The 7,774-nt window shown below is 69.7% G+C and carries 7 protein-coding genes and 1 pseudogene; 3 read left to right on the top strand and 5 right to left on the bottom strand.

Annotation, left to right across the window (positions count from 1 at the left end):
- Nucleotides 1-510: 510 nt before the first annotated feature.
- Nucleotides 511-1,254: a hypothetical protein gene (locus FZ988_RS18295; protein WP_149205485.1), complete on the bottom strand. Its 744-nt coding sequence runs from the start codon at nucleotides 1,252-1,254 to the stop codon at nucleotides 511-513.
- Nucleotides 1,255-1,451: 197 nt separating this feature from the next.
- On the opposite strand from FZ988_RS18295, the pseudogene FZ988_RS19260 reads away from it, so the two are divergent.
- A pseudogene (locus FZ988_RS19260) lies at nucleotides 1,452-1,804 on the top strand (SDR family oxidoreductase).
- On the opposite strand, the gene FZ988_RS18665 reads toward FZ988_RS19260, so the two are convergent.
- The 4 genes from FZ988_RS18665 to FZ988_RS18660 all read right to left on the bottom strand — a co-directional run bounded on the left by FZ988_RS18665 (nucleotide 1,735) and on the right by FZ988_RS18660 (nucleotide 4,044).
- Nucleotides 1,735-1,938 (bottom strand): hypothetical protein, encoded by a 204-nt coding sequence (locus FZ988_RS18665; protein ID WP_188079184.1) that lies wholly within the window; start codon nucleotides 1,936-1,938, stop codon nucleotides 1,735-1,737. The pseudogene FZ988_RS19260 and the gene FZ988_RS18665 overlap by 70 nt on opposite strands.
- Nucleotides 1,939-1,967: 29 nt before the next feature.
- Entirely contained in the window at nucleotides 1,968-2,624 is a 657-nt protein-coding gene (locus tag FZ988_RS18285) for a hypothetical protein (protein WP_149205484.1), read from the bottom strand.
- Between the two features lie 68 nt (nucleotides 2,625-2,692).
- Nucleotides 2,693-3,331 (bottom strand): TetR/AcrR family transcriptional regulator, encoded by a 639-nt coding sequence (locus tag FZ988_RS18280; protein ID WP_188079183.1) that lies wholly within the window; start codon nucleotides 3,329-3,331, stop codon nucleotides 2,693-2,695.
- A 395-nt stretch (nucleotides 3,332-3,726) separates the two neighbouring features.
- Nucleotides 3,727-4,044 (bottom strand): hypothetical protein, encoded by a 318-nt coding sequence (locus FZ988_RS18660; protein ID WP_188079182.1) that lies wholly within the window; start codon nucleotides 4,042-4,044, stop codon nucleotides 3,727-3,729.
- A gap of 216 nt (nucleotides 4,045-4,260) precedes the next feature.
- On the opposite strand from FZ988_RS18660, the gene FZ988_RS18270 reads away from it, so the two are divergent.
- Both FZ988_RS18270 and FZ988_RS18825 read left to right on the top strand, forming a co-directional pair.
- The gene (locus FZ988_RS18270; RefSeq protein ID WP_149205481.1) at nucleotides 4,261-6,582 is read left to right on the top strand and encodes an MMPL family transporter; all 2,322 of its coding nucleotides are present in this window, start codon (nucleotides 4,261-4,263) and stop codon (nucleotides 6,580-6,582) included.
- A 293-nt stretch (nucleotides 6,583-6,875) separates the two neighbouring features.
- Nucleotides 6,876-7,700 (top strand): IS3 family transposase, encoded by an 825-nt coding sequence (locus FZ988_RS18825; protein ID WP_223145195.1) that lies wholly within the window; start codon nucleotides 6,876-6,878, stop codon nucleotides 7,698-7,700.
- Nucleotides 7,701-7,774 lie beyond the last annotated feature (74 nt).

The following is a 7,774-nucleotide window of genomic DNA, read 5'->3' as shown; positions in this document are numbered from 1 at the left end:
CGGGATACTTCCTCGGTGCTGCCATGACCCTCATCCTCCGTGGGTTGAGAGCCTCTACGGAAGTCGGGGCGGTTCACTGTGCGCCTGGGCAGATTCGAACTGCCGACACCCGCTTTAGGAGTTCGTTGCACCCCCTCGTGAAGCGCACTGATCTGCGGAAATGCCCGCCGTGATGGCCAAGCGTGCGAGGGCTCCGCACCCGCTGCACCCCACCTGCACCCCACGGACGCCCGCCATGTCGGCCTTCGGGCTGGCCCTGGAACGCTGATCGGCAGCAGTGAGGGTCAGCTGGCGCGGTGCTCGGCGACGTAGGCATGCAGCGCTCGGCGCGCGAGGGTCGAGGGCTTCACACCGAGCCGGTCCGCCAGCTCGGCGAGCTCGCGCTTCTCCGCTGCGGTCAACCGCACCTGGACCGTGACGCCCAGCCGCTTGTCCTCGGGCAGGGCCGGGCGACCACCGGTCTCGAGCCCAGGTACGTCGAGCCGAGGACCCGAGCCCGGGACGACATTGCTACCGCGGCGCTCGGCTACGGCCCCAAGACGAACACTCCCACGGCGAACCACAACACAGCCGCCACGACACCGATCCAGACGCGAGAACGCCGGGCCGGGCCCGGCGGGCCAGCGATCGTCGCTCCCACCAGAGCGGCCGACACGAGCCACCGTGCGCCGCCGCCGACCCAGATGGGTCGCCACCAAACGGATGGAGAAGTAGCCATCCCCAAAGGCCGGACCCAAGGACCATTGGTAGCCCGAGCACGACGGCAAGAACCAGAGCCCACCATCGGCTCCACCAACCCGCAATCCCTCGCGGCCGGATCACCGCACGCTGTTCGCTAGCCACGGAGCTCCCCCTCCCCGAGTAGTGGCGTCCCGAGTCGGCGGTCGCCCCAACCGTGACCTGCCCGTCGGCGTTGATGTGGCCGGCAGCAACCTGTCCGCCCATGGCTACGCCTCCGCTCAGGTTCACAACACCTGGGGTGCCGATCTCGACGGTGATCGTCTCGTCGGCGGTGGTGCCGCCGAGCATGGAGATCGCGTGCCCGCTGGTTCCGTCGTTGATCTGCCCGGGTACCAGGATCCGAAGGGTGTGCGGCAGGCCGTCGGCGGAGACCACGTGCATCCCGTTGGTGGAGGCGACCCCGTCGGCGATGATCGTCAAGTCACCGGAGAGCTCCAGGGTCAGGGCGTGCAGGGAGATCGACCCGCACCCGGTGGCCTGGCGGGTGGCATCGATCCGCGTGTCGGTGGTCACCTCGACAGTGTCGGTTCCCACGGTCCAGGTCGCCATGGTGCAGCCGGGGTTGTTGGACAATCCCGCGAACCACGCGGGCGCTCCGGCGGCGGCATGCAGCAACTGCGCCCAGGTGGCCTCCTGATCGACGTCAAGGGCCTTGGCATGGTCGACATCCTCTCCAGTGGAGCCTCACGGCACCACAGACATCCTCTCCAGTGGAGCCTCACGGCACCACAGACATCCTCTCCAGTGGAGCCTCACGGCACCACAGATCAAGGTGTCACCTACCCGTGCAGCAGACCCGCATCACGAAGGCGGCGGCCCTGGAGTACGCCACGGCCGGCATCCGGGTGAACTCGGTGTGCCCAGGTGTCATCCAGACCTCGATGGTCGATCGTCTCATCGCCGCCAACCCCGCGATGGAGGCCGGCCTCGTCGCCGGCACGCCCCTGGGGCGCTTGGGCAGCCCGGGGAGATCGCCGAAGCCGTAGTCTGGCTCTACTCGGACAAGGCCTCGTTCGTGACCGCGCACAACATGGCGGTTGACGGGGCCTTCGTGGCGCAGTAGCTCAGCACGAGCAGATCGACCGCGCGGGCCAGCGCCCGGTCGATCTGCTCGGCGTCACCACGATGCCCAATCCCGCGCCGACCGAGCCTCTGGGCGCTCTGTGCAGTCGTCGCCGGGATGCTGGCCGCGATCACGCGATCATCGGCGCGCTTCGACCCGGGCGTCAGTCGATGCGTCGTGCCCGGGTCGAGCCGATGTCCACCGCGACTTCGCGGCCGAGGCGGGCCCCTGCGGACAAGCGCAGGTCATCGCCGCTCCAGAACCGACCAGGGTCGTACCAGTTCGGTCGGCGACCGGGGGTGAGCAGGCCCATCGCCTCATAGGTGACAGCGACGATCTCGGCGCAGTAGGCGGTCTCCAGGTCTCCGCGGCCCGAGCGTCGGTTGATGACCGGGGTGCGGCCACACAACCACCGGGAGGCGAGCTGGGTCGTGGAGGGAAACGGGGTGCCGTCCAGGCGTGCGATGGTGCGCAGGACGGCATCTTCCATCTCACGGCTGACCGGGTGGTCGAGCTGGCGCACCCACGCCTGCTGCTTGTACCTGTGACCCCAGACCCCGACCGCGTCGTGCAGGTCGTGCAGCTGCACGCCGTGTTGGTGAGTTCCGGACGACATGTCGGGAAGGGACCGGCCGAGCTCGGCGTGCCACATCAGCGGAGGCAGGTCATCCAGGACCACGGCCATGCCGACGTGGTTGATCGGACTGTTGGTCGTCACCTGGATCGTCCGGTCCGCCATCGTGCGTCCGCGGAAAAGCCACACGTCACCGGTCCGGGTCAGGGTGAGGGCGGCGGCCAGGCCGATCCGCGCGGAGGCCACAGCAAATACCTAGGGCGCCGTGCTGAGCGCGTCGAGCACCGGTCGGCGCGCGATACCGATCGCTCCGCTCATCGGACGGTCCCCTGTCCCGTGACAGGCGAGTTCGGGGGTCTGATCGGGGGTAGCGGTGTGGCGTTCTCGGGTTTGAGCGCGTCGAAGATCAGGGTGACGTATCGCCGGTGTGCGTCGTGGGTGATGCCCGGGACGGTGAGCCCGGCCACTGTCATGACCAGGAGACGGGGAATGTCGTCAGCGTCGATGTCCTTGCGGAGCTCTCCGGCCTCTTGTGCGCGGACGACGATCTCGTAGATGGGATCGGTGAACCGCCGCAGGAGCTCGTCGGTCAGGGCCGGGAAGTTACCCGCCGATGCGATCAGGCCGTCGATCCGGGACACCATGGTCAGTAGGCCCTCGGCGGCGGTCTTCAGTCCCTGGAGGGGGCTGGGGTCCTGGCGGGCGCGCTCGAGAGCTGGAGTGAACTCATCGTCGAAGATCTGGGTGTAGACGGCCGAGGTGAGGGTCTCGCGGTGGGAGAAGTGCCGGTAGAGAGTGGCGATGCCGACGCCGGCTTCCCGTGCGATCTCTTCGAGGGAGCCCAGGCCGTCGCCTCGAGCGAAGACGCGGCGCGCGGCCACCACGATCCGCGCGGCGTTGGAGGTCGCATCGGCCCGTCGCGTGGCGGGGCCCCGTGGGCTGGTCGGATTCATGGGGCCATCCTCTCGCGCTCGTCGGTTCGTGGAGCGCATGGTTCGCCGCCGGGTTGCCGCCAGCGGCCGTCGACCCGTAGGGGCACGACATGGCTGCGGTGGCGGTTGACACGCTTCACATAACCGATAGTAGACTCTCGCTTGCGAGGTGGGAATGTCTGTCGCGCCACACCAGCCGCAACGAGCCCGTGGGCTCGACCGGCCAGGCTGGGCAGCGACGTCAGGGAGGTGTGATGGCTCAGTCGGGGTTGAGGCGGGAGCGGGAGATCATCTCCACGCCGACGTCCCCGCAGCCTCCTGGACCCCACCCGTCCAGAGCCGTCGAGCGCGGGTCCAGGTCTTGGCCCGAGGGCGGCGCGCAGGCCCCAGACCCGGCCCGAGTGCCCGCGGCGTCCTCAGGTGCTGCCGGTTGCGCGCGGACATGGCGCGCCGAGGCCCAGCAGGGAGCCCAGGACTTCGCATCCGACACGTCCCGACAGGTGCGCTGGTGGAAGGTCCTGGGCGTGGCGGGCTTCGCCGGTGTCGCCGCCACGGGGGTGCTGATCGCCAGAGCAGAGCGGCGTCACCCCGCCCATAGCCGGCAGGAGATCCGCGAGCGGCTGCACGCCCGCTTCGCCGAGACGCTCGAGACCGAGGCGGTAGGCCTCGATGAGTATGTGGTCGCTGCCGTCGTCGATCTGCAGTGTTCCGGTGACCTTGATGCCGGTCCCCACGGGGACCGGGCCCTGGTGGCGACGGGTTCCACGATCGGCACAACACTCATCGGGAGCGCGCCGCCGAGCTCGTCGATCAGGCCGAACCGAGGTTCAGCGCGCCTCGAGTCGCACTGCCCCAGCTCTGTCGTCGCCAACGCGCGATCTCCGGCACCTGACCAGCCCAACCCCGTACCTCGGTCCTGAGGCGGCCCCGATCACGAGATGAGACCCCCTGTGTCTACCTTGCTCTACCGCATCGGCAAGACGGCCTTCCGCCGACCGTGGTTCCTGGTCGGCGGGTGGCTGCTGGTGCTGGCCGTCGTCCTGACCGTCCTGTCGGCCGGGACGATCCGGGTCTCCAGCGAGGTCCGGATGGACGGCACCCCCGCCCAGGAGGTCCTTGACGAGCTCGCGACCCGCCTGCCCGAGGCCTCGGGCGGGCAGGTCAGCATCGTGCTGCAGGCGCCTGCCGGTGAACGCCTCGATGCACCGGCGAACGCGGCGGCCGTCGCGGCGGCCGTCGATGCGATCTTCGGGGCCGACCATGTCCTCGATCCCCGCAAGCTCCTGGCAGCCCAGGCCGAAGCGGCGCCACCGACCGGAGCGCAGACCGCGCCGGGCGCCGACCAGCCGGAGGGCGCGCCGGGCCCGTTGCTCGTGGGTGGACAACCGGTGCCGGGTGCCATGGTCTCGGGTGACGGTCGGGTGGCGATGCTGCAGGTCCCGTTCACCGATCAGATCTTCGAACTGCCCCCTGAGGCCGTGGACGACGTCGCCTCCGCCGCCGAGGGTGCGGCCGCCGGGACCGGGATCGTCGTCCAGTCGGGTGCGACCCTGGGCATCCCGGACCTGCTCGGCACCGGTGAGGTCCTGGGCATCGTGGTGGCGGCGATCGTCCTGGTGATCTCCCTGGGGTCCCTGCTGGCGGCCGGCCTGCCGTTGCTCTCCGCCCTGATCGGGGTGGCCATCGGCGTCGGCGGGGCCTTTGCCCTGTCCAACCTCATCCAGATGCACTCGATGTCCGTGGTCCTGGCGCTGATGCTGGGCCTGGCCGTGGGGATCGACTACGCCCTGTTCATCGTCAACCGCCAACGGCGACTGATCCTCGACCAGCACCTCAACGCCCATGAGGCCGCCGGCCGCGCAGTCGGCACAGCGGGAAGTGCGGTGTTCTTCGCCGGGCTGACGGTCATCATCGCGCTCGTCGCCCTCGTGGTCGTCGACATCTCGCTGCTGACCACCATGGCCCTGGTCGCTGCCGCGACGGTCGCCCTTGCCGTGCTGATCGCCCTGACGCTCGTCCCCGCACTGATGGGGCTGCTCGGCGAGCGCATCTGCTCACCCGGTGCCCGCGCCCGCCACGACCGCCGTGTCGACACACCCCACCACGCGACGCCGGCCGAGCGGTGGGGGCGTCTGCTGATCCGCCACCGCTACCTGGCCGTCGGCGCCGTCGTGGCGGTCACGGGCGTCGTGGCCCTGCCGATGGCCGGGATGCACCTGGGCCTGCCCTCGGGCCAGAACTACGACGCCGGCACCTCCCAGCGGCAGACCTATGACGCTGTCGCCGAGAGCTTCGGTGCCGGCTACAACGGCCCGCTGCTGATCGTGGCCACTTCCACGACGCCTGAGGCGCCGATAGACCCGAACGGCGTGGCCGGCCTGGTCGGGTCGCTGAGCGGCATCGACGGTGTCGCAGCGGTCAGTCCGTCGGGAGCCAGCGCGAACGGCGACACGGTCGTACTCACCTTGATCCCCACAACGGGCCCCACCGATCAGCGCACCCAGGACCTGGTGCAGGAGATCCGCACGGGCGCGCCGACCTACGCCGAGAACCTCCAGGTCGACGTCGGAGTCACCGGGATCACCGCGATGTCGATCGACATCTCCGAGCGCCTCGGCGAGGTCCTACCGCTCTACCTGGCGGTCGTGGCCGGACTGTCCCTCCTGGTGCTGCTCCTGGTGTTCCGCTCGATCATCGTGCCCATCAAGGCCACGGTCGGTTTCCTGCTGTCCATCCTGGCCACCTTCGGTGCAACCACCGCCGTATTCCAGTGGGGATGGTTCAAGGACCTCCTGGGGTTCGACGCCACCACCCCGGTGCTCAGCTTCCTGCCGATCATCGTCACCGGTGTGCTCTACGGTCTGGCCATGGACTACGAGGTCTTCCTCGTCTCGTCCATGCGCGAGTCCTACGTCCACGGCCACCACGGGACCGAGACCGTCGTCCAGGGCCTGCAGCAAGCCAGCCGGGTCGTGGCTGCCGCCGCGGTCATCATGACGTCCGTCTTCGCCGGGTTCGTCTTCAGCCACGACCCCATGATCAAACAGATCGGGTTCGCCCTGTCCTTCGGCATCCTCGCCGACGCGTTCTTGGTGCGGATGACCCTCGTGCCCGCCGTCATGGCCGTCTTCGGGGACGCCGCCTGGAAGGTACCCGGCTGGCTCGACCGAATGCTCCCGAGACTCGACATCGAAGGCGACCGACTCATCACCTCCCTACGCGCCCAGAGCCAGGAGGACACCGACACAGGCCACCCCGTCACGACGCCCTGAGGAACCGGCGCCCGTGCCGGGCACGGATCGTCAGTGGGCGGCCAGGAAGCCATGTCCTGGCCGCTCGCTGAAGGTGATGCACCCGTCCTAGTCAGACGGTCTCGACCTTCGGGGGTTGGGCGTGGTGACTCCTGAGATGAGGCGCATGGGCAACGTGATCGGCGACGGCCGGCCCGAGGCGTGCATCACAGCGCTCAGTGCGTCGCGGCGGCACCGTCCGCATGTCCCGCGTCAAGATTCCTGGCAGGACCCGTGGGTTGCGGGTGGTGACCTGCGGAAGGAGCCTGATTGTCATGTCCAGAGCGCCGGTGTTCCCGGTCGAGGAGAAGGTCCGGGTCGTGTTGTCGATCTTGGCCGGTGAGGTCAGCGTCGCGGAAGCCGCTCGTCGGGCGAAGGTCCCTGAGCAGTCGGTCGGGAACTGGAAGCGCCAGTTCCTGGGGGCCGACCGTGCGGGCTTGGTGACCGGCAAGGGCGGCCCGACGACCCGCGGGGCCCAGCTGGAGGCTGAGGTCGCGGATCTGACCCAGGCCCTCGGTGAGGCCGCGGTGGAGCTGCGGGTCTGGAAGAAGTCGGCCGAGGGCCGGCTGGGCCCTTCGAGGACCCTCGAGGTAGTTCGCCTGGAGTCGGGCATGCCGACCTCGAGGTTCTGCGAGCTGATCGGCATGCCTGAGCGGACCTGGCGCCGTCATCAGGCCCGCGCCCCGGCCGGGGGCCCGGTCAAGGGGCCGTGGCCGCGCCCGGCCCGGACCAGGGTCCGTGAGGCGGTCCGGGCGCACGCGCTGGCCCACCCGGCGTGGGGCCACCGCAAGGTCTGGGCGATGCTCCGCTACGACGGTCACCGGGTCTCTCAGGCGACCGTGCTGCGCCTGCTGCGCGACGAGGGGCTGATCCTGGAGGCCAACTACCAGCGCGAACGCCGCGAGCTCGCGGCCAACCGCCGGGCCGCGTTCGCCGCCCCCACCGATCGGACCGAACCAGGTCTGGCAGCTGGACTTCTCCGAGTTCGAGACCACCTCCGGAGGGACCTGGCGCCTGGCCGGGTGCCGGGTTCGCCGCTGTTCGCCAGGGCCCGGCGGTGTCTGCCCACATTGCGCCCACATGTAGGCCGGGGTGGTTGAACCGCCCCGGCGTGTCCGGAGACTCACTGGTGTGAGACCTCCGCTGTTGGCGTGAGGCTGTGGGCAGCGTAGTA

Source organism: Actinotalea subterranea (assembly GCF_008364845.1).
GTDB classification, from domain to species: Bacteria; Actinomycetota; Actinomycetes; order Actinomycetales; family Cellulomonadaceae; genus Actinotalea; species Actinotalea subterranea.
This window is presented reverse-complemented; position numbering and strand designations above follow the sequence as displayed.

What these genes read in the sequence shown, in the direction of transcription:
- FZ988_RS18280 (WP_188079183.1), bottom strand. Translation starts at nt 3,331, where the DNA reads ATGAATCCGACCAGCCCACGGGGCCCCGCCACGCGACGGGCCGATGCG.
- FZ988_RS18825 (WP_223145195.1), top strand. Translation starts at nt 6,876, where the DNA reads ATGTCCAGAGCGCCGGTGTTCCCGGTCGAGGAGAAGGTCCGGGTCGTG.